The sequence below is a fragment of the Streptomyces sp. NBC_00859 genome, assembly GCF_045161865.1.
Taxonomy (GTDB): Bacteria; Actinomycetota; Actinomycetes; order Streptomycetales; family Streptomycetaceae; genus Streptomyces.
Genome location: NZ_CP108826.1, coordinates 502,739 through 522,380 on the forward strand (window position 1 = coordinate 502,739; position 19,642 = coordinate 522,380).

Annotated in this window: 17 protein-coding genes and 1 pseudogene; 12 read left to right on the plus strand and 6 right to left on the minus strand. The window is 71.7% G+C overall.

Annotated elements, in window-relative coordinates; translation table 11 throughout:
* Positions 1 to 28: 28 nt before the first annotated feature.
* Positions 29 to 259, minus strand: coding sequence for a hypothetical protein (locus OG584_RS02335; RefSeq protein WP_405774453.1), 231 nt, complete (start codon positions 257 to 259; stop codon positions 29 to 31).
* A gap of 396 nt (positions 260 to 655) precedes the next feature.
* On the opposite strand from OG584_RS02335, the gene OG584_RS02340 reads away from it, so the two are divergent.
* The 3 genes from OG584_RS02340 (at position 656) to OG584_RS02350 (ending at position 6,048) form a co-directional block, all read left to right on the plus strand.
* Positions 656 to 2,593 (plus strand): helix-turn-helix domain-containing protein, encoded by a 1,938-nt coding sequence (locus OG584_RS02340; protein ID WP_405774455.1) that lies wholly within the window; start codon positions 656 to 658, stop codon positions 2,591 to 2,593.
* Positions 2,594 to 3,021: 428 nt separating this feature from the next.
* Entirely contained in the window at positions 3,022 to 5,091 is a 2,070-nt protein-coding gene (locus OG584_RS02345) for an aconitate hydratase (RefSeq protein WP_405774457.1), read from the plus strand.
* A gap of 99 nt (positions 5,092 to 5,190) precedes the next feature.
* A complete protein-coding gene (locus OG584_RS02350) occupies positions 5,191 to 6,048 on the plus strand; it encodes a trypsin-like serine peptidase (protein ID WP_405774459.1) in 858 nt (285 codons plus the stop codon).
* A gap of 91 nt (positions 6,049 to 6,139) precedes the next feature.
* Here OG584_RS02350 and OG584_RS02355 read toward each other — a convergent pair whose 3' ends face one another.
* Complete coding sequence (locus OG584_RS02355) at positions 6,140 to 7,819, minus strand: IclR family transcriptional regulator C-terminal domain-containing protein (RefSeq protein ID WP_405774461.1); 1,680 nt, start codon at positions 7,817 to 7,819, stop codon at positions 6,140 to 6,142.
* A gap of 143 nt (positions 7,820 to 7,962) precedes the next feature.
* Between OG584_RS02355 and OG584_RS02360 the strand changes: the two genes are divergently transcribed.
* Genes OG584_RS02360 through OG584_RS02390 form a run of 7 tightly spaced genes read left to right on the plus strand, consistent with a single transcriptional unit; the run spans position 7,963 to position 14,551 of the window.
* Complete coding sequence (locus OG584_RS02360; protein ID WP_405774463.1) at positions 7,963 to 8,745, plus strand: CoA transferase subunit A; 783 nt, start codon at positions 7,963 to 7,965, stop codon at positions 8,743 to 8,745.
* Positions 8,745 to 9,452, plus strand: a complete 708-nt coding sequence (locus OG584_RS02365) for a CoA transferase subunit B (RefSeq protein WP_405774464.1) — start codon at positions 8,745 to 8,747, stop codon at positions 9,450 to 9,452. Before OG584_RS02360 ends, OG584_RS02365 begins: the two co-directional genes overlap by 1 nt.
* A gap of 10 nt (positions 9,453 to 9,462) precedes the next feature.
* Positions 9,463 to 10,215 carry a protocatechuate 3,4-dioxygenase subunit beta gene (gene pcaH, locus OG584_RS02370; protein ID WP_405774466.1) on the plus strand — a complete coding sequence of 251 codons (753 nt, stop codon included), beginning with the start codon at positions 9,463 to 9,465 and terminating at the stop codon, positions 10,213 to 10,215.
* Entirely contained in the window at positions 10,212 to 10,772 is a 561-nt protein-coding gene (gene pcaG / locus OG584_RS02375) for a protocatechuate 3,4-dioxygenase subunit alpha (RefSeq protein ID WP_405774468.1), read from the plus strand. The genes pcaH and pcaG overlap by 4 nt, the downstream gene beginning before the upstream one ends.
* Positions 10,759 to 12,165, plus strand: coding sequence for a 3-carboxy-cis,cis-muconate cycloisomerase (gene pcaB, locus OG584_RS02380; protein ID WP_405774470.1), 1,407 nt, complete (start codon positions 10,759 to 10,761; stop codon positions 12,163 to 12,165). Before pcaG ends, pcaB begins: the two co-directional genes overlap by 14 nt.
* Positions 12,162 to 13,322 (plus strand): 3-oxoadipate enol-lactonase, encoded by a 1,161-nt coding sequence (gene pcaD / locus OG584_RS02385; RefSeq protein WP_405774472.1) that lies wholly within the window; start codon positions 12,162 to 12,164, stop codon positions 13,320 to 13,322. Before pcaB ends, pcaD begins: the two co-directional genes overlap by 4 nt.
* A 53-nt stretch (positions 13,323 to 13,375) precedes the next feature.
* Positions 13,376 to 14,551 (plus strand): 4-hydroxybenzoate 3-monooxygenase, encoded by a 1,176-nt coding sequence (locus OG584_RS02390; RefSeq protein ID WP_405774473.1) that lies wholly within the window; start codon positions 13,376 to 13,378, stop codon positions 14,549 to 14,551.
* Between the two features lie 53 nt (positions 14,552 to 14,604).
* Here OG584_RS02390 and OG584_RS02395 read toward each other — a convergent pair whose 3' ends face one another.
* Positions 14,605 to 15,564, minus strand: coding sequence for a cyclase family protein (locus OG584_RS02395; RefSeq protein WP_405783831.1), 960 nt, complete (start codon positions 15,562 to 15,564; stop codon positions 14,605 to 14,607).
* A 214-nt stretch (positions 15,565 to 15,778) separates the two neighbouring features.
* On the opposite strand from OG584_RS02395, the pseudogene OG584_RS02400 reads away from it, so the two are divergent.
* A pseudogene (locus tag OG584_RS02400) lies at positions 15,779 to 16,126 on the plus strand (helix-turn-helix domain-containing protein); the annotation flags it as partial.
* 241 nt (positions 16,127 to 16,367) lie between these two features.
* On the opposite strand, the gene OG584_RS02405 reads toward OG584_RS02400, so the two are convergent.
* From OG584_RS02405 to OG584_RS02415, 3 genes are all read right to left on the minus strand, one after another.
* Entirely contained in the window at positions 16,368 to 16,970 is a 603-nt protein-coding gene (locus OG584_RS02405; protein WP_405774475.1) for a ClpP family protease, read from the minus strand.
* 22 nt (positions 16,971 to 16,992) lie between these two features.
* Positions 16,993 to 17,649: a ClpP family protease gene (locus tag OG584_RS02410; RefSeq protein WP_405774477.1), complete on the minus strand. Its 657-nt coding sequence runs from the start codon at positions 17,647 to 17,649 to the stop codon at positions 16,993 to 16,995.
* 251 nt (positions 17,650 to 17,900) lie between these two features.
* Positions 17,901 to 18,713: an MIP/aquaporin family protein gene (locus OG584_RS02415; RefSeq protein WP_405774478.1), complete on the minus strand. Its 813-nt coding sequence runs from the start codon at positions 18,711 to 18,713 to the stop codon at positions 17,901 to 17,903.
* A gap of 394 nt (positions 18,714 to 19,107) precedes the next feature.
* On the opposite strand from OG584_RS02415, the gene OG584_RS02420 reads away from it, so the two are divergent.
* Positions 19,108 to 19,623 (plus strand): lytic polysaccharide monooxygenase auxiliary activity family 9 protein, encoded by a 516-nt coding sequence (locus OG584_RS02420; RefSeq protein ID WP_405774480.1) that lies wholly within the window; start codon positions 19,108 to 19,110, stop codon positions 19,621 to 19,623.
* Positions 19,624 to 19,642: the final 19 nt, after the last annotated feature.

A 19,642-nucleotide genomic window follows, 5' to 3' on the forward strand; every position in this document is an offset into this window, starting at 1 on the left:
GGCGCCGGCCCCGCGCCTCGGGCGACGCTCAACTCGAGCGCACGGGATGAACCGTTCCCGGACCGCCTCCGGTCACGTAGGACGTCAGGTCGCTGCCCAGGAGCTCGGAGACGAGCCGGTGGCCGGCCGGGTCCCCCGGGCCCGGTGAGTGGTGGTGACCGGACGCCTGGCCCGAATCGGCGGCCGCTGCCGCGGCGCTTCCCAGAACGGCCTGAGCGATCAGCGCACTTGCGGCCATGAGCTTGGGGAACGTTCGCATGCGACACGCCTTTCCTGGCAGAGGTTTCCGGACAGCGGGGTACGTGGCGCGCGGCCGGCCGCTGCCGGCCACGGGCTGCGAGCGCCCGGCGGCCGTCCTCGTGCCCGCGGTATTCCGTCCAGTGTGTCCGCCGGTTCCGCCGGGTCGGGCCGCAGGGATCGGTCTCGGTACTGCGTTCACTCGAAAGGGGCCTGCGGGGCCGCAGCGGGATGGAGTCCGTCATCGGCGGCCGCCGGGTTCCGGCAAGGCTGGTCGGGGGAACTCGGGGAGAGGGGCTCACTGAGTTCGTGCGGGTGCTCCCCATGGGTCCGGTACGCCGGGGGAACATCTGGCAGCCTTCGTTCCGCGGGCGCCCGGCCCGGAGCGGCGTACAACCCGGAACGAAGACTGACGATCATGGTGATAGCAGTGGAAAGAGCAGGTGGCAGGGGAACCTTGCCCACGCTGGGCGAGGTCCTGCGGAGCCTCGGACCGCACGTGCCCGGCGACCAGGACCTGGCAGGGCACGGATGCCGGCCCGTGGCGGGCGCGGTGCCCGCGAGTGAGCCGTACAGCGGCGATGACATCCGCGATCTGCTGGTCGTCGCCGAGCCCGACGAGCCATGGCTGCGGGACCCGCACGACTCCCGTCTCCGGCTGAGCGCGCTCGCACGGGCAGGGGCCGCCGGGCTCCTGGTGAACGGCGCGCTCGACCCGTCCGCGCACGCGTGCGTGATGTCGGGCGCCCGGCGCAGCGCCGTACCCGTGATCTTCGCCGACGCGGCTCTGCCGTGGCTCCGAGCTGCCCGGGTCATCAGCGATCTGCGCCGGGAAACCGCGGAGGGCCGGGCGGCTTCGCTGAGCGACCTGCTGGAGGCCGCCCGTCCCGACAGGGACGGCGATGCGGGGGTGCTGCTGGACTGGCTGTCCGCCGCGGTGGGGGGCAGCGCCGAAATCCTCGGGCCCCACGAGGACGCTTGTCGCGTGCCCGCACCCGACACCATCGGCGCCCTGCGTGAGGGGCGAGCAGCGGCCTGCGGGATCAGCAGCGGCCCCACCGAAATCCGGCTCTACGCGATCGGGCCGTCGAAGCCGCATCCGGTGCTCGTCGTGACCCGGCCGGTGGACTTCCCGCCCCGGGCGGTGGATTCGGTGCGCCGGGTGCTGCCTTTCCTGGAAAGCGCGATACGGCATCCGCTCACCGGAACCGAGGGGCTGGAGAGCGCTCAAGTCGCGGTGCTCCAGCTCCTGATGGGCGGGCTGGTCACCTGGGCCAGGCGGACTGCTCACGCCCTGCGGCTGAGCCGGACGGCCATGGCGGCGCCCTCGGTCCGTGTCCATATCCTCCAGTGCCCACCGGGGCTGCGTGACACCGCCGCGGGCCAGTGCAGGCAGCAGCTCCGCGAGACGGGCCTTGTGGTGCGGTGTCCTGTCGACGACGGACAGGTCATCATCATCGCGGCGGCGGCCGGCACCCCTCAATCCCGGGACCCGGCCCTGGACGCCCTGACCTCGCTCGTGGCCGCAGATCCGGCCTACCGCATGGGGACCAGCCGCCGCGCTCAGCTCGCGGCGACGGCGACCGCGTACGAAGAGGCGACCCAGGCGCTCGCCGTGGCCCGGAACAGGGCCGGCCGGGTCGCCGAGTACGAGCGGGGGGCGGATCTGTCACGGCTGCTCCCCCCTGCGGCGCTCTCCTGGGCGGATCGTTTCCTGCAGCCGCTCACCAGGCTGCCGGCCGGCAGGAGGACCGAGATCCTGCACTCCGTGCGCCTGGGTCTCGCCTTCGGCATCAGCGGCGCCGCGAAACTGAGCGGTCAGCACCGCAACACGGTGCGGGCGCATCTCGCACGCACCGCCGAACTGCTGGGACTCGATCTGCAGCGCCTTGGTGACCGGGCTGTGCTCGGTCTGGCAATGCGTATCCAGGACAACGCGGCGGAGGACGGCACCGGATCGGAGCAGGACGCGGGGGCGCGGGCAGCTCCCGCCGCTGACCTCATCCTCCGTGACCTGCTGCTGCACCCGCTCTGCGCGGAGTGGGCCGACCGCTTCCTCGCCCCGCTCGACACAGCCCGGCGCACGGGTCTGCGGCGGACGGTGACGGCCTGGGCGCTCCGCGACGCCAGGACGGAGGAGACCGCCCGGCGGCTCCGGATTCACTACAAGACAGTGCTCGCTCATCTGGCCGCGGCGGAGCAGGTGTTGCAGCGGCCGCTGCTCGAAACCCATCGGCGCGTCACCGAGGGTGACGACAGCTCCAACGGCTTCGACGGGCCGCACGATGTCGTGCTCGCGCTGCACGTCGCCTCCCCCGCGCTGGGCATCCTCGACGACCGGCTGCTCGACGGCTGACCCGCGTCCCGGCTTGTGCAGTCGTGCCAGGGAGCGGGGAAAACTTGTGCACTGACACCGTTCCACGCCCCCGGCGGGGCGGCTAGCGTCATCCGGGAGATCACCTTCCGCCTGCGGTCCTGACATCGTCGCCGCCCCGGGCGGTCGGGCGCATCGCACTTGGCCGCCGGTGCGGCTCCGACCGGTACAGGGGTTCGGTCGGGGCCGCCGGCCTCCGCGCTTCCCGGATGAGCACGGCCGGGAGCGCGGAGGCCGCCCTGCGGGCCGCAGTCGTCCTGTCTCCGGCCGCGCGCTCCGGCTGCTCGGAGCCCCCTCGGCCCTGCCCCGGCAGCGCCGAGGGGCAGGAAGGCCGAAGCCCACCGACAATGGGAGATCCGGGCCCGGAGAAGGCAACCGGGGCCCGGCACCTGTCGGAGCGGAGGTGCGGCATGGAGGCGAGCGGACAGCCGGAGCGTGCCACCGGTGGCACGGCGCGGCCCGGTCGGACGGAACCGGCCGGCCCCGCGGACCGGAGAGGCCGGGCCGCACACGGCACGGTGGCGCAGCAGCTGATCGCGGACCACCTGGTGGAGGGGCGGATGGAACCCGGGTCCGAGATCGGGCTCCGGGTGGACCAGACACTCACCCAGGACGCCACCGGCACGCTGGTGATGCAGGAGCTGGAGGCTCTGGGGCTCGACAGGGTGCGCACCGACGTGAGCGTTCAGTACGTGGACCACAACATCATCCAGACCGACGAGCGGAACGCCGAGGACCACGCGTTCCTCCGCTCGGCCGCCCGCCGGCTCGGCGTCTGGTACTCGAAGCCGGGCAACGGTGTGTCCCACCCTGTCCACATGCAGCATTTCGGCGTACCGGGCCGGACACTCGCCGGGTCCGACTCCCACACCTGTGCGGCCGGGGCACTGGGGATGTTCGCGGTCGGAACCGGCGGCCTGGAGGTCGCGCTGGCCATGGCGGGCCGCCCGTTGCGCATCACCATGCCGCACATCTGGGGCGTCCGGCTGAGCGGAGCCCTGCCGGAGTGGGTCAGCGCCAAGGACGTCGTACTGGAGATGCTGCGCCGGCACGGTGTGAAGGGCGCGGTGAACCGGGTCCTGGAATACCACGGCCCCGGTCTGGCGTCCCTTTCGGCCATGGACCGGCATGTGATCGCCAACATGGGCGCCGAACTGGGCGCGACCACGAGCGTGTTCCCCGCCGACGAGGCCGTACGCGACTTCCTCCGCAGCGAGGGCCGCGAAGACGCCTTCACCGCGCTGCAGGCGGAGGACGACGCGGTCTACGACCTGGACGAGGAGATCGACCTGGCACGGCTGGAACCGCTCATCGCCCGCCCCACGTCGCCGGGCAATGTGGTGACCGTGCGGAGTGTCGCGGGCGAGCCGGTGTCTCAGGCCGTGATCGGATCCTCCGCCAATCCCGGGGTGCGCGACTTCGCCATGGCGGCGGAAATGGCGCGCGGACGGCAGACACCGCCGGGCGTCAGTTTCGACGTCAATCCGGCGTCCCGGGAGATCCTTCAGGACCTCACCCGGTCCGGCGCGGTCTTCGACCTGATCGCGGCGGGGGCCCGGATCCACCAGGCGGGGTGCCTGGGCTGCATCGGTATGGGCCAGGCACCGGCCGCGGGCCGCAACTCGCTGCGGACGTTTCCGCGCAACTTCCCCGGCCGGTCCGGTACCCAGGACGACGCGGTGTGGCTCTGCTCGCCCGAGACGGCGGCCGCCTCCGCGCTGACGGGTGTCATCACCGATCCGCGCGACTGGGCGGCGGAGACCGGCCTCGCGTACCCCGCCGTGGGGTCGCTGCGGACGGAGCCGGTCAACACCGCGATGCTCGAACCCCCGCTGCCACCCGAAGAGGCCTCCCGCGTGGAGCTGGAACGCGGCCCCGGCGTCTCGGCTCTGCCCCGCCTCGATCCGCTCGAAGACACCGTGTGCCTGCCGGTGCTGCTGAAGGTGGGCGACGACGTGTCGACCGACGAGATCTCACCGGCCGGCGCGAGGGCGCTGCCCTACCGCTCCAACATCCCGCGTCTCGCGGAGTTCACTTTCACCCGCGTCGACCCCGGCTACCCGGCCCGCGCGGCCGAGTGCCGGGACGCGGGCGGGCACCTCGTCGTCGGCGGGGAGAACTACGGGCAGGGCTCCTCACGCGAGCACGCGGCGCTCACCCCCCGGTACTTGGGGATGCGGGTGGTGATCGCCAAGTCGTACGCCCGCATTCACTGGCAGAACCTCGCCAACTTCGGTGTTCTCGCGCTGGAGTTCGACGATCCCGCCGACTACGACCGCGTAGCCCAGGGCGACGGGATACGGCTGGAAGGACTGCACTCGGCTCTCACACCGGACGCGGAACCTGTACTGATGGCCGTCAACACCACGCGGGACGAGAGCTATCGGGTGCACCATCGCCTTCCGGCCCACCGCCGGCGGGCCGTCCTGGCCGGCGGCATCATCCCGGCGGTGGCTGCCGAGGAGGCCGGCCGTGGCTGAGGAGGCTTCGCCGAAGGCGTACCCGCCAGGCCGGTGGACGTGCTCGCCGCGATCCTCCGAATCCACGCGGCGAGGCCGGGTCCTGCCCATAATGACCCTGTGCCGCCGAAGGACAGGAACCGTCTCGCGACCCTGACGCTCGCCGTCGCCGGGGCGATCACACTGGTGGGGTACGCCTCACAGGCCGAGACCAGCAGCGCCCAACTCCATGCGCACCGAACGCACGGACGCCCCGGAGGCCTCCGCGCCGCAGGGGAACAGGACTGGTCCCAGGGGGCGGTCGGCGACGGGATCTCGTACACCCCCCGCAGGACACGGCAGAATGCCCGGGTGGGCGTCCTGTTCCAGAAGGACGACGCCGGTGGCCACTTCTGCACCGCGAGTGTGGTCGCGAGTCCGGGCCGGAACATGCTGGTGACGGCTGCCCACTGCGCGGTCGGGAGCAACGGGGCGCCCAAGGACGACCTGGTGTTCGCGCCCGGCTACCGGAACGGCCGGAAGCCGGCCGGTCGGTGGAAGGTCAGGAAAGTGATCGTCGACAAGCGCTGGACCAAGAACGAGGACCAGGACCTCGATGTCGCCTTCCTGCTCCTCGACAGGAACGGGGGCAAACAGATCCAGGACGTCCTCGGCGCAAACGCGCTGGGCGTCGGCAGGGGGTTCAGCAACAGGGTCGAAGTGACCGGCTATCCCAACAACAGGGATGTTCCCATCTCCTGCCGCAACCGCACCACGCGGTTCAGCGCCACGCAACTGCGGATCCACTGCACGCACTTCGCCGGCGGCACCAGCGGCAGTCCCTGGGTCACCGGTGACCCACCGGACGCGCGCCCCGGCACCGTGATCGGCGTGCTCGGCGGCTACGAAAGAGGCGGCGATCAGGACGACGTGTCCTACGCCGCCTACTTCGGCACGGGTGTCGCCGGGCTCTACCGGCATGCCGAGGCGCAGGACTGAGCCCGCGAACCGCCCGGCCCCTGACGCACTTCGGCGTGGACCGGACCACCGCGTACGTATGAGGGTGAAGTTCCGGCAGCGGGTCGCCGGGTCAGTTCGCGGTGATGTGCTGCCGCTCGGTGACAACTGCCAGGTCCGCCTCGATCCGTGCGACCGCATCGGTCAAGGGGGGCAGTACGGTGTCGAGGAACTGCTGCCGGGTGGCGCGCCCGGCGTGCTGGGACACGTTGACGGCCGCGAAGGCGTGTCCCGGACGGTCCCGCAACGGCATCGCGACGGAGCGCAGTCCCTCCTCCAGCTCCTCGTCCACCAGTGCGTAGCCGTCGCCTGAGACGGAGTCGAGGATGTCCGACAGGGCGCCGGCCGTTGTCACGGTGTGCCGCGTGAGGGGCTCGAACCTGGTCCGCGCGAGGCGGTCGGCGCGTTCCGGCGCGGGCAGGCCCGCCAGGAGGACCCGGCCCATCGATGTCGCGTAGGCGGCGAACCGGGTGCCGACCGTGATGTCCACGCTCATGATGCGGGTGGTGGGTACCCGCTCCACATAGCGGATCTCGTCGCCGTCCAGAACCGCGATGGACGCCGACTCGCCCACCCGCCGGGTGAGTTCCACGAGGTGGGGGCGGGCGATGTCACCGAAGGACAGTCTGGACAGTCCGGCGTAGCCGAGTTCGAGCACCCGTGGGAGCAGGGTGAAGACTCCTGCGTCCGCGCGTACGTAACCGAGGTACTGCAGGGTGATGAGGGAGCGGCGTGCGCTGGCCCGCGGGAGGCCGGCGGCTTCGGCTGCCGCGGTCAGGCTCAGTCCGCCCCGGGGTGATCCGAGTACACGGAGTACGGCGAGCCCCCTGGCCAGCGACTGGAGGAACTCGGGGCCCAGTTCGGCCTTGAGCCCCCTGTCCGCAGGCCCGGAGGCAACGGCCGGCGGTCCGTGGCGGGGTGCTCTACGCAGCTCCGCCTCCATGGCCGCTGCCGCCCGCCGCACGCGGGGAAGAGCGTATTCACGGAGCGACTGAGCGCTGTGGCGGCTGGTGTGGCTGACGACGCTGAGAGCGCAGACCGCCACCCCCGCCGGATCACGGACGGTGTGAGCGACCGCGACCAGGCCCGGTTCGATGAACTGGTCGTCCAGCGACCAGCCGAGGCCGGCCGCCTCCTCGACGCGCGCACCGAACTCCGCTTCGATCACGCCGGGCCGCGGGGGCGCCGCACGGGGCGGCACGGCCGGGAAACCGGCGTCCAGCGGGTCCTCCCGGCGGCGGGCCAGCCATCGCCCGCGGTCGTCGTCGTCCCATCCGGCGGCGAAGAGCGCGCCGGGCGCGCAGCGCTCCGCCGGCAGCAGATCACCGATGCGGAAGGCGAGCGACATGGCGCGCCTGCGGGTGGCCTGGGTGATGAACCTGACCCCGTCGCCGTCGGGCACGGCGATCGACACGGACTCATCCAGCTCGTCGGCGAGGGAGACCGCGTGCGGCTCCAGCGCGTCGGGCAGACCGCAGGAGGTCAGGTAGGCGTTGCCGAGCTCCATCAGCCGCGGGGCGAGCAGCAGATCACGGTCCTCGGAGCGGAGGTATCCGAGCCGTTCCAGCGTGATCGCGATCCGGTCGACGGTGGAGCGCGCCAGGCCGGTGACGCGCGCCAGGTCGCTGGCGCGCAGGCGCGCCGCCGGGTCGCCTGCCATCGCGCGCAGCACGGTCAGGCCGCGCTCCAGCGGACCGACCGTCTCACCGGGCGCGGCGAGAGCCGCGGCGGTCTCCCGCGTGGCCTGCGGCATGGGCCTTACCTCCTTGGAGCGGTCACCGGGCCGGCAACGCTGTGAAAACCGTACCCGCCGCCGTTGACACGGCCGAAAGCTCGGCGGACACTCAACCTCAAGCGATTATGAACGAAAGTTCATCAGGCGAACAGAGGCGATTCATGGACAAGTTGGCGGCAAGCGCCGACGACGCGGTGGCGGACATCCCGGACGGCGCATCCCTGGCTGTCGGCGGATTCGGTCTGAGCGGGGTTCCGGATGTGCTCATCCAGGCGCTGTACGCCGGCGGCCCGGTCGGACTCAGCGTCGTTTCCAACAACTGCGGTGTGGACGGCGGAGGTCTCGGCACCCTGCTCGCGGCCGGGCGTATCGCCCGGGTGACCGGCAGCTACGTGGGTGCGAACAAGGAGTTCGCCCGCCGCTATCTCGGTGGCGAGCTGGAGCTCGAACTCACCCCCCAGGGCACACTGGCCGAACGGCTGCGCGCCGGCGGCTGCGGCATCCCTGCCTTCTTCACCCCGGCGGGCGTCGGCACCCAGGTCGCCGACGGCGGACTGCCCTGGCGGTACGCGCCCGACGGCAGCGTCGCGGTGTCCTCGCCGCCCAAGGAAGTGCGTACGTACGACGCACGCGAGTACGTACTGGAACGCGCCATCACCACCGACTTCGCCCTGGTGCGCGCCGCCAGGGGCGACCGGCACGGCAACCTCGTCTTCAACAAGGCGGCCCGCAACTTCAACCCCCTCGCCGCGATGGCCGGAAGGGTGACCATCGCGGAGGTCGAGCAGCTGGTGGAACCGGGCGCGATCGACCCCGACGAGGTTCACCTGCCGGGGGTGTTCGTCCAGCGCGTCGTGGCACTGACCCCGGCGCAGGCCGCCGACAAGAGCATCGAGCGGCGCACCCTTTCGGCGTCCGTGGCGCCGGGGAAGGTACGCGTCTGATGGCCTGGACCCGGAACGAGATGGCGGCGCGCGCCGCGCGCGAACTGGAGGACGGCTCGTACGCCAACCTCGGCATCGGCCTTCCGACGCTGGTGCCCAGCTTCCTCCCGGACGGGGTCGATGTGGTGCTCCAGTCGGAGAACGGACTGCTGGGCGTCGGCCCGTACCCGACCGACGACGAGGTGGACCCCGACCTCATCAACGCCGGCAAGGAGACCGTCACCGTCCTGCCGGGAGCGAGCTTCTTCGACTCCGCGCTCTCCTTCGGCATGATCCGCGGCGGCCACATCGACGTCGCGGTCCTCGGTGCGATGCAGGTGTCCGCCGCGGGGGATCTGGCCAACTGGATGATCCCCGGAAAAATGGTCAAGGGGATGGGCGGTGCGATGGACCTCGTCCACGGCGCCCGCACTGTCATCGTCCTGATGGACCACACGGCCAAGGACGGCTCACCGAAGATCCTCCAGGAGTGCACCCTGCCGCTGACCGGCCGCCGCTGCGTCAACCGGATCATCACCGACCTGGCCGTCCTCGACGTCACCGGCGGTGGCCTGGTCCTGGCCGAGACCGCCCCCGGCGTGAGCGCGGCGGAGGTCCTGGCCCGCACGGCCGCGCCCGTGCGTCTCCCGGGCGACCGCACGGCCGACCACCCACCGATGACCGGACTGCGTACCGCTGCCCGACACGCCCCCGTACCTGAAAGGTAACGGCCCCACCATGTCGCTCACCCAGCCCGACATCTCCCGCGAGATCGCCCGGGAGCGCGATGCGTACGTCAGTGCCGGCACGGTCCGGCACCATCCGTCCCGCGGCTACGCGCCGTACCGCAGCACTGTGTTGCGGCACCCCGGGCAGCCTCTGGCCACCGTGTACGACCCGGAGGCCGTGGAGCTGTCCGGACCGGCCTTCGGCATCACCGACGTCACGGCGCTCGACGCCGACCTGACCCGCAGGCACCCGGGTGAACCGCTGGGAGAGCGGATCACCGTCACCGGCCGGGTACTCGACCGCTCCGGCCGCCCGGTGTGCGGTCAGCTGGTGGAGATATGGCAGGCCAACGCGTCGGGGCGCTATGCCCACCAGGGCGATCAGCACCCGGCGCCGCTCGACCCCAACTTCACCGGGGCGGGGCGCTGCCTGACGAGCGGCCAGGGGTGGTACTCCTTCACCACCGTCAGGCCCGGCGCCTACCCCTGGCGGAACCACGCCAACGCCTGGCGTCCGGCCCACATCCACTTCTCGCTCTTCGGCAGGGCCTTCACCCAGCGCCTCGTCACCCAGATGTACTTCCCCGGCGACCCCCTCTTCGCCTACGACCCCATCCTCCAGTCCGTCACGGACGACGACGCCCGCCGGCGTCTGATCGCCAGCTACGACCACGAACTGTCGCGCCCCGAGCAGTCGCTGGGATACCGCTGGGACATCGTCCTCGACGGGCCCGCCGCCACCTGGATCGAGGAAGGGCGATGACCGTGCTCCCCACCCCCTCGCAGACCGTGGGCCCCTTCTACGGCTACGCGCTGCCGTTCCCCGGCGGACCCGACATCGCACCACCCGGACACCCCGGCACCATCACCGTCCACGGACACGTACTGGACGGCGCCGGAGAGCCGGTCCCCGACGCGGTACTGGAGTTCTGGCAGCCCGCACCCGACGGGTCCCGGACCGGAGCTCCGGGCTCGATGCGGCGCGACCCGGTGTCCGGTGGCCACCTCGGCCGCGACGGTCTCACCTTCACCGGCTTCGGCCGCGTCGCCACCGACGCGGACGGCGGGTGGGCCGTGCGCACCCTGCCGCCGGGCGGGGTGCCGTACCTCTGCGTCTGCGTCTTCGCCCGCGGTCTGCTGCACCACCTCTACACGCGCGTCTACCTCCCGGGGGTCTCCGTGGACTCCGACCCGCTGCTCGCCTCCCTGACCCCCGCGCGCCGGCGGACGCTGACCGCGGTCGAGGCGGCACCGCGCACCTACCGCTTCGACATCCGTCTGCAGGGCCCCGAGGAGACGGTCTTCCTTGACTTCCGCTGACCACCTCACCGAGCCGGCCGGCGTCCCCGACCGGCCGGCCTGCGCCGACGTAGGCCTGCTCGATCCGGTCCGCGCCGGCGCGGACGTCGACGCGGCCACCGGCGACCTCGCCTTTCTGCAGGCCATGCTGGACACCGAAGCGGGGCTGGCCCGTGCCCAGGCCGCGCTGGGACACACCCCGGTGTGGGCCGCGGCAGAGATCTCGGCCGCGGCCCACACCGGACGGTTCGACGCACGTGACCTGGCGGTGCGCGCCCGCCGGAGCGGCAATCCGGTCATCCCACTCGTCTGCGACCTCGCCGCCGCCGTGTCCGGTGAGGCCGCGCCGTACGTACACCGCGGCGCCACCAGTCAGGACATCCTCGACACCGCGGCCATGCTGGTCGTGGCCCGCAGCCTGCCGGGGATCACCGGAGATCTGCGCCGGACCGCCGAGGGGCTCGCGCGGCTGGCCGCCGAGCACCGGGAGACCCCGATGGCGGGGCGCACCCTCACCCAGCACGCCGTCCCCACCACCTTCGGCCTCAAGGCTGCGGGCTGGCGAAGTCTCGTACTGGACGCCGCTGACCGGCTTTCCGCCCTGCGGCCACCGGTCCAGCTCGGTGGCGCCGCCGGCACCCTGGCAGCGTTCGAGACCCTGGCCGGGGAGCCCGGCAGCGGCCCCCGGCTGCTCGCCGCCCTCGCAGGTGAACTCGGCCTCGCCGCGCCAGTCCTGCCCTGGCACGCCCTGCGCACCCCGGTCGCCGACACGGGCGGGGCGCTCGCCTTCACCGCGGGAGCCCTCGGCAAGCTCGCCGCTGACATCCTCGTACTGTCCCGCACCGAGATCGGGGAAGTCGCGGAGGACAGCGGGGGCGGCTCGTCCGCGATGCCCCACAAGAACAACCCTGTCCAGGCCACCCTTATCGCGTCCGCGGCCCGCAGAGCACCGGCCCTGGCATCCGTGCTGCTCGGCTCGCTGGCCGCCGAGGACGAACGGCCCGCCGGCGCCTGGCACGCCGAATGGCAGCCCCTGCGCGAACTGCTCCGCCTGACCGGTGGGGCAGCCGGACTCGGCGCCGGACTCGTCTGCGGCCTGCGGGTGTTCGCCCCGCGGATGGCCGCCAATCTGCGTCTCACCCAGGGCCTGGTGGTCAGCGAGCGGATCGCCGCCGAGCTGGGCCGCCTGCTCGGACGCGGTCCGGCCCGGGAACTGCTCTCCCGCGCCTCCCGCCGGGCCGCCGCCGAAGCCCTGAGTCTGGAAGAGGTGCTGCGCGAGGAGCCCGCTCTGGAAGGCAGGATCAGCCGCGACGCACTGCGCGAACTCACCGATCCGGCCGGGTACCTCGGCTCAGCCGCCGGCCTCGTCGACCACGCCCTGCAGCGCATACCCGCCGGAAGGACCCACCCGTGAACGGTCTGCCACATCACCTGCTCGACGGGCCGGCCGACGGCGCCCCGCTGGTGCTCGGCCCCTCCCTCGGCACAACCACATCCGTCTGGGCCTCCCAGGCCGCCGTCCTGGCACGTACCCACCGCGTGCTCCGCTTCGATCTGCCCGGACACGGCGGCTCCCCGGCCGGACTGCTCGCCCAGGACGGCTCCGCCACGGTCGCCGCCCTGGCGGATCTCGTACTGCGGCTGGCCGACTCCCAGAGCTGGGACCGCTTCGCGTACGCCGGGGTGTCGCTCGGCGGCGCCATCGGCGCCCACCTCGCGGTGCACCACCCCGAGCGGGTCGGCGGCCTCGCCATGGTCTGCTCCTCCGCCCGCTTCGGCGACCCGGCCGGCTGGCGGGAGCGCGCCGCACTCGTCCGGGCCGAAGGCACCGCCGCACTCGCGCCGAGCGCGCCGGGACGCTGGTTCACCCCGGCCTTCGCCCGCTCGGCCGGCGCCGCCGGTACGGTCGCCGACCTGCGCGCCACCAGCCGGGCGGGGTACGCGGCCTGCTGCGACGCACTGGCCGCGTACGACCTGCGGAGCCGGCTGCACCACATCCGCGCGCCCGCTCTGGTGGTCGCCGGACGCGAGGACCCCTCGACTCCCCCGGCCCACGCACGGGAGCTCGCCGACGGCATCCCCGGTGCCACCCTGCTGGAGCTGCCCGGCGCCTCCCACCTCGCTCCGGTGGAGCGACCGCAGCCCGTACTCGCCGCCCTCCAGGGGCACTTCACCACCACGGCCCACGACGACGAGTCGCGCCGCGCCGCTGGGACCACCGTCCGCAGGGCCGTACTGGGCGATGCCCATGTGGACAGGACCACCGAACGCAGCACACCGTTCACGGCCGCCTTTCAGGACCTCATCACCCGCTATGCCTGGGGGGAGATCTGGACACGGCCGGGTCTGGACCGGCGTACCCGCAGCTGCATCACCCTCACCGCGCTGGTCGCCCACGGCCATCTGGAGGAACTGGCGATGCACGTCGGAGCGGCGGTCCGCAACGGCCTCACCCGCGACGAGATCGGGGAGGTCCTGCTCCAGAGCGCCGTCTACTGCGGGGTTCCCGCCGCCAACGCGGCCTTCGCCACCGCGCAGCGCGTCCTGACCGATCTCGACCGGAGCGGCTGACGGCCGCAGGTACACCCCGCGACCACCACCCCTCTCCACCTCCAGGAGTCCGCATGCGCACACGCGTAGGCATCATCGGCGCCGGCCCGGCCGGCCTGCTGCTGTCCCATCTGCTCCACCGCCAGGGAATCGACAGCGTCGTGCTGGAACTCCGCTCCCGCGATTACGTCGAGCAGCGCCAGCGTGCCGGCATCCTCGAACACGGCACGGCCGAGGTGCTGCGCGCCTCGGGGGCCGGAGAGCGGATGGACCGCCAGGGCCTCCCGCACGAGGGCATAGAGCTCCGGTTCGACGGCCGCTCCCACCGCATCGACCTCACTGCGGGTACCGGCGGGCGGTCCGTGATGGTCTACGCACAGACCGAAGTCGTCAAGGACCTCATCGCACTGCGCGAACAGGCGGGCGGCGCCGTCCTCTTCGGGGCCGAGGCGCTCTCCGTCGACGGCGTCGACACCACGGCCCCGAGCATCCGCTACCGCCACGGAGGGGCTGAGCGGACCCTGGACTGCGACATCGTCGTCGCGTGCGACGGCTTTCACGGCATCGGGCGCCGCTCCGTACCCGAAGGCCTGCTCACCGTCTCGGAGCGCACCTACCCGTTCGCCTGGCTCGGCATCCTGGCTGATGTGCCCCCCTCCTGCGACGAACTGGTCTACGCCCACCACGCGCGTGGTTTCGCCCTGCACAGCATGCGGTCCCCCCGGGTCAGCCGTCTCTACCTCCAGGTGGACCCGGCCGACAGCACCGACAACTGGCCCGACGAGCGGATCTGGGACGAACTGGACACCCGGTTCACGACGGACGGCGCCTGGAGGCTCGGGCGCGGACCGATCACCGAGAAGGGCATCACTCCGATGCGAAGCTTCGTGGCCGAACCCATGCGCCACGGCCGCCTCTTCCTGGCCGGCGACGCCGCCCACATCGTGCCTCCCACCGGAGCCAAGGGCCTCAACCTGGCCGTCGCCGACGTCACCCTGCTCGCGCGCGCCCTCGCCCACTGGCACATCCGGCAGGACGAGACGCTGCTCGACGGCTATTCCGAGACCGCGCTGCGCCGCGTGTGGAGGGCCGAGCACTTCTCGTACACGATGACGAGCCTGCTGCACACCGATCCCGGGGCCACCGATTTCGACCGACGGCTCCAGCTCTCCCACCTGCGGTACATCGCGTCGTCCGGGGCGGCGTCGGCCTCGCTGGCCGAGAACTACGCGGGGCTGCCGGTCGTCTGACCGTTCGCGTCGGTACCGGCGCGACGGCGGGCCCGCGCGCCGGCCGGGCCGGACTACTTGACGGCGATGGGGTTCACCGGTGAGCCGACGGCTCCGGTGACCGGCAGTGGGGCCGCCGTCAGCCAGAATTCGTACACCCCGTCGCGGGAGCAGTGGGCAGCGAGCGCGTCGGGATCCCACATCTCGCCGATCAGGAGCCCCATATTCGGAATCGCGACCTGGTGGAGAGGCTGGAAGGCGTTCTCGAACTCGTTGGGCCGGACCTCGAAGCCCCAGGTGTCCGTCGCGACGGCGGCGATCTCGGTGCGGTGCAGCCATCCCGCTGTGGTGAAGGACAGGCCGGGTGACGCGCCGCCCGCGTACTCGCCCCAGCCCTCGCGCCGGGCCCGGGTCAGCTGCCCGGTGCGTACGATCACGATGTCGCCGCGCCCGACCGTCACCCGGTGCGCGTCGGCTGTCGCGACGAGGTGTTCCTCGGTGATGGCGAAGCCGTCGGGCAACTCGGCGTCCGGCCCCCCGACGACCCGGCCGACGTCGAGCAGCACGCCGCGCCCGGCGACGTGGGGCGCCATGTGCTCGATACCCGTGACCAGGTCACCGGCCGACGTGACGACCTCCTCGGCCGGGCGTCCGTTCCACGCCTTGCCGTGGTCGAAGATGTGGCCGAGCCCGTCCCACTGGGTGGAGCACTGCAACGGCATGGCGATCATGTCGTCGGCGCCGCCGAACCCGTGCGGGAAACCCTGGTTGCCCAGCGCCGCGTCGGTGCCGGTCTCCAGCATGGTGTGCACCGGGTTGGTACGCCTGCGCCAGCCCTGCTGCGGGCCCGCCATGTCGAAGGACTGCGCGAGCGAGAAGCTGACACCTTCGCGGACGAGTGCCGCGCCTTCGCGCCGCTTGGCCGCGTCGAGGAAGTTCAGCGTGCCGAGAACATCGCCCTCGCCCCAACGGCCCCAGTTGGAGAAGGCCTTGGCGGCTTCGGCTATCGCATTCCCGGGGTCGTTGCGGTTGATCACTCTCAGGCCTCCTGGACGGGACGACGGGCGCACTGTGCACCCCGGCAGCACCATGATCCTCTCCGTCACGCCCCGAGCCGCGCCGGCCTCCCTCCCGCGTATGCCGTCCCGGACACGGTGCGCCGGTACCCGCGGTCCGCCGACAGGCGAATTCGCCGAGGGCAGAACGCCACCGGCAGCCTGCCGGGCGCAGGGCTCCTAGGCTGGAGAGGTGAGCAGCCATGCGCCGAACCAAGCCCGCGTCCTTCCCCTGCGCCCGGTTGCAGCCGCCGCTGCGCCGGTCCCGCAGGAGGGGACGAAAGAGCCCCTGTGGCGCGATGTCGTGGGGGATGTCCTGCGCCGTGAACGCCTCGCGCAGGAGCGCACGCTGAAGGACGTGGCCGACGCGGCCAGAATCTCGATGCCGTACCTCTCGGAGGTGGAGCGCGGCCGGAAGGAGGCCTCGTCCGAGGTGCTCGCGGCCGCCGCCCGCGCGCTCGGACTCGGCCTCGCTGATCTCCTCGCACTCGGCCAGCGTGAGCTTGCCCGGCTCACCCGCGCGAGGCCTGCCACGCCCCGTACCGAGCTGCCTCCCGCGACCGGGGCGCGCGGTCCGGTCGCCGGCCAGCCGCTCTCCCGCGCCGGCCGGAGCAGTGCCGTGGTGTCCGTGACGGAGCTGAGTTCCCGCGGTACGGCCTCACCGGTCTCGCACCGGGGCGAAGTACGCCTGGCAGCCTGAGGGTTCAGCGCCGGGGCGGGAGTACGGGGCGTGGTGCGCGCCGTACTCCCGCCCCTCCCCCGGACCTCCCCGCCGACCGGGGTTACGCGGCTGCGTTCCGGCGGCTGAGCACCTGGTCGGCGAGCCCGTACGCCACGGCCTCGCGAGCGGTGAACACCTTGTCGCGGTCCATGTCCGCGCGCAGTTCGGAGATCTCGTGGTGGGTGTGGCGGGAGAGCACCTCCTCGACATCGGAGCGGATCCGCAGCATCTCCTTCGCCCGCAGGCTGAGGTCGGACACCGTCCCCTGCTGGCCCCCGCTCGCCGGCTGCCCCAGCAGAACGCGCGCGTGATCGAGCACGAACCGGCGTCCGGGGTCTCCCCCGGCGAGCAGCACCGCGGCTGTCGAGGCCGCCTGCCCTACGCAGAACGTCGAGATGGGCGAGCTGACGAAGGTCATCGTGTCGTAGATGGCCATCAGCGAAGTGACCGAGCCACCGGGCGAGTTGATGTAGACCGAGATCTCGGTCTCCTGGCTCGAGGACTCCAGGTGCAGCAGCTGGGCGATGACGACGTTCGCCACTCCGTCGTCGATCTCGGTGCCGATGAAGATGATCCGCTCGGAGAGCAGCCTGCTGAAGACGTCGTAGGACCGCTCGCCCTGCGGGGTGCGTTCGACGACGCTCGGAATCGTGTACTGGCTCATGTCCGTCGTGTACCGGTCCATGTCACAGTCCCGTCCGTCGTCGCGGACCGGCGGGCCTGACGTCGCTGAGCGACTCCACGACCCGGTCCACCATGCCGTACTCCTTCGCCTGCTCCGCGGTGAACCAGCGGTCGCGGTCGCCGTCCCGGGAGATGGTCTCCTCGCTCTGGCCCGTGTGCTCCGCGGTGATCCGCTCGATGGACTTCTTGGTGAATTCGAGGTTCTCCGCCTGGATCGCGATGTCGGCCGCGGTCCCGCCGATCCCTGCCGACGGCTGGTGCATCATGATCCGCGCGTTCGGCAGCGCAAGGCGCTTGCCCCGCTCTCCCACCGTGAGCAGGAACTGGCCCATGCTCGCGGCGAATCCCATCACGAGGGTGGAGACGTCGTTCGGGATGAGACGCATGGTGTCGTAGATCGCCAGCCCGGCCGTCACCGAGCCGCCGGGGCTGTTGATGTACAGGCTGATGTCGGTCTTCGGGTCCTCCGCCGACAGCAGGAGCAGCTGGGCGCAGACCCGGTTGGCGGAGACCTCGTCGACCTGGGTGCCGAGGAGCACGATCCGCTGCATGAGGAGCTGTGCGGCCAGGTGGTCGTCGAAGCGTGTCGCGGGTGTGCTGTCGTCGTCGGACCCTTGTGGGGCGAGGGCGGTGCCCCAGCCGGTGGGGGGAGTTCGCATCGGTCCTCCTTGTCGGGGCGCGGACGGTGTCTGCGCGCTCTGACCCCACTGTCGGCCCGGCTGTGCCCCTTGTTGAGCGTTCTCGGCCCGCAGCAGATTCGCCGACGGCAGAGCCCGGCGGGCGGCCTCCACCGCGTCGGCCCCGTGGTCCCGCGAGCGTCCGTTCCGGAACGCCGGAAACCGGTTGCGGGGCCCACAGTGCCGCATGTGGACCCCACAACCGGTTGCCTCGCCCTTCCGGGCCTTCCTGTTCAGTCCGCCGCGGGAATCCTTCCGGTCTCCTGCTTGCCGAGCCCCGGCAGGTAACGCCCGATCAGCAGCTTGTACAGGCCCGCGCCGAGCGCACCGCCGATGAGCGGTCCGACGATCGGCACCCAGAAGTAGAGGTTGCCGTACTGATCCCGCCAGGCGCTGTGATAGCCGGTGATGAAGCTCGCCAGCCGGGGGCCGAAGTCCCTCGCGGGGTTGATGGCGTATCCGGCGTCAGCACCGAACGCCATACCGATGGCCACGATGAGCAGCCCGATGAGCAGCGGTCCCAGGTTGGCGCCCGGCGGGTCGTTGAGCAGGTCCGTGAGGGCGAACAGGACGAAGAGCAGGATCGCGGTACCGAGGATCTGGTCGCGCAGCGCGCCCCACTCACTGACCGGCAGGGATCCGTTGCCGGGCAGCGTCGAGAAGACGAACTGCGTCTTCAGCGTGTGGCCGGGGTCGAACTTGGCGAGCACTTCGGTGTAGTTCCAGCGGACGAGCAGAGCGGCGGCGAAGGCACCGGCGGTCTGCGCCACGACGAAGGGAACCACTTTGGCCCAGGAGAAGCCCCTGAAGAGGGCGAAGGCCAGCGTGACCGCCGGATTGATGTGGGCCCCACTGATACGGCCTGCGACATACACACCCAGCGTCACGCCAAGACCCCAGGCCCAGGCGATGCTGTCGTGGTCTCCGAGGCCGGCCGCCGTCACCTGGGCCACCACACCGCACCCGAAGAGGATGAGGATGAGGGTGCCGGCGAACTCGGCGGACAGTTCACCTACCAGGCCCGTTCTCGTTACGCCTTTCGACATGAACACCTGCCTCCAGAGAGTCCGGGCTGAGACGTACGGCCGGTGGCGTTCGGCTGCACGGGCGGCAGGCTGACACACCGTACGGCCGGAACGCGCACCGGCATACTCATACGACGTGCATGTACGCGGGGGCGCAAGCTGTGGCGGGCGACCGGGTGTCAGGCCGACCGCACACAGCACCTCTTGACGCGGACACGACGAGCTGAAATGGTCTGGACCAAGTTGGTGGAGACCACTGGTGGCGTTGACCCGTCACCCGGCCCCTCCGGTACGGAGGGGGTCCCCACCGGTGCCCTTCGCGCCTCTCGGCCCCACCCGCGAGAGGCCGGCCTGCCGCGGCTGTGTCCCCCCACGGGCCCTCCCGCGCAGGAAGACCTGATGTGAAGGAGTTCTCATGCACGCGAAAAGGAAGACAGCCGCGGTGCTCGGCGCCGTTCTCGCGCCGGTACTCGCGTTCAGCCTGTCCACAGGCTCGGCGAGTGCCCACGGATATGTCTCGTCACCTCCCAGCAGGCAGGCGCAGTGCGCGGCAGGCACGGTCAGCTGTGGTGCCATCACCTACGAGCCGCAGAGCGTGGAAGGCCCCAAGGGCCTCCAGAGCTGCAGTGGCGGAAACGCCAAGTACGCCGAACTCGACGACGACTCCAAGGGCTGGACGGTCACCCCGGTGTCCGCCACCACGGATTTCAAGTGGACGCTGACCGCACAGCACGCCACCAGCACCTGGCAGTACTTCGTCGGCGGACAGAAGATCGCCGAGTTCGACGACCACGGCGCGAAGCCCGGTGCGACCGTCACCCACTCGGTGAATTTCGGCAGCCTCAAGGGCAAGCAGAAGGTGCTGGCCGTGTGGAACATCGCGGACACCAGCAACGCCTTCTACACGTGCATCGACGTGAACATCGGCTGACGCGGGCAGGCCTCCGGCC

Coding starts and splice junctions, on each gene's coding strand:
- OG584_RS02335 (WP_405774453.1), bottom strand. CDS start 259: ATGCGAACGTTCCCCAAGCTCATGGCCGCAAGTGCGCTGATCGCTCAG.
- OG584_RS02340 (WP_405774455.1), top strand. CDS start 656: ATGGTGATAGCAGTGGAAAGAGCAGGTGGCAGGGGAACCTTGCCCACG.
- OG584_RS02345 (WP_405774457.1), top strand. CDS start 3,022: ATGGAGGCGAGCGGACAGCCGGAGCGTGCCACCGGTGGCACGGCGCGG.
- OG584_RS02355 (WP_405774461.1), bottom strand. CDS start 7,819: ATGCCGCAGGCCACGCGGGAGACCGCCGCGGCTCTCGCCGCGCCCGGT.
- OG584_RS02360 (WP_405774463.1), top strand. CDS start 7,963: ATGGACAAGTTGGCGGCAAGCGCCGACGACGCGGTGGCGGACATCCCG.
- OG584_RS02365 (WP_405774464.1), top strand. CDS start 8,745: ATGGCCTGGACCCGGAACGAGATGGCGGCGCGCGCCGCGCGCGAACTG.
- pcaH (WP_405774466.1), top strand. CDS start 9,463: ATGTCGCTCACCCAGCCCGACATCTCCCGCGAGATCGCCCGGGAGCGC.
- pcaG (WP_405774468.1), top strand. CDS start 10,212: ATGACCGTGCTCCCCACCCCCTCGCAGACCGTGGGCCCCTTCTACGGC.
- OG584_RS02390 (WP_405774473.1), top strand. CDS start 13,376: ATGCGCACACGCGTAGGCATCATCGGCGCCGGCCCGGCCGGCCTGCTG.
- OG584_RS02405 (WP_405774475.1), bottom strand. CDS start 16,970: ATGAGCCAGTACACGATTCCGAGCGTCGTCGAACGCACCCCGCAGGGC.
- OG584_RS02410 (WP_405774477.1), bottom strand. CDS start 17,649: ATGCGAACTCCCCCCACCGGCTGGGGCACCGCCCTCGCCCCACAAGGG.
- OG584_RS02415 (WP_405774478.1), bottom strand. CDS start 18,713: ATGTCGAAAGGCGTAACGAGAACGGGCCTGGTAGGTGAACTGTCCGCC.
- OG584_RS02420 (WP_405774480.1), top strand. CDS start 19,108: ATGCACGCGAAAAGGAAGACAGCCGCGGTGCTCGGCGCCGTTCTCGCG.